General features: G+C 44.5%; 1 protein-coding gene. It reads right to left on the bottom strand.

The window, feature by feature from the left end:
* Positions 1–445 precede the first annotated feature (445 nt).
* Positions 446–708, bottom strand: a 263-nt coding sequence (locus GPL15_RS26065; RefSeq protein WP_215701599.1) for a hypothetical protein, incomplete at its 5' end; no start/stop codon positions are given.

The following is a 708-nucleotide window of genomic DNA, read 5'->3' as shown; positions in this document are numbered from 1 at the left end:
AAAGAAGGCGGTCCGATGCCCATTCACGGTAAACTCTTTATGGGACTTTACCGTTCAGTGGGCATCTCAGAAACTGATTCTGTTTTCAGTTTCTGCCCGCCTTCTTTCCTGCTGAAAACCTAAGTTCCACTAAACGGTTTCCACATGACCCCTGTATCGTTGGTTTTCCCCGGTACAGCTCTCCGGTCTTCTGCCCCGCCGTCCGCCCTCCCCGCTTCCCTGCTGGTTTTCTCTGGCTAAAGTAATTAGAAGCAAATTTAACATAAAGGGCGAAGGCATTTTCGAAAATGCCTTCGCCTTTTACTGCTAATCCCCACGTCAGTTACTTTAAACCTCTATGTCATAATCTGCACTAAATACCAAACAACGCCTCTATCAAACGCGTCTTTGCCTTTTCTACTTCCCTTCTCCAAATCTTTATTTGGGTTATTGCCCAAAGTTACGCCTAAAAATAAAAAAGTTTTGGGGGGAGATGAGTAGAAAGAGCAAAGAAGCGTTTCAATGAGGAGGTATTTGGTAATTGATGTAGGTATTGACGAATATGACATGGAGATTTGATGTAAATGGTGACGGCATTTACATCAAAGGGTGACGGCATTTTCGAAAATGCCTTGAGGGTTAATGTTAAATTGCTTTTAATTACTTGAGCCAGGGAATACCAGCAGGAAAGCGGGACGAGGGGACGGACTGGATGTTTGGATGCGGACA

Origin of the sequence: Clostridium sp. MCC353 (genome assembly GCF_018785315.1) — a bacterium.
Taxonomy (GTDB): Bacteria; Bacillota; Clostridia; order Lachnospirales; family Lachnospiraceae; genus CHH4-2.
The sequence above is the reverse complement of the archived record's forward strand: the minus strand, read 5'-3'. Positions and strand labels throughout refer to the sequence as shown.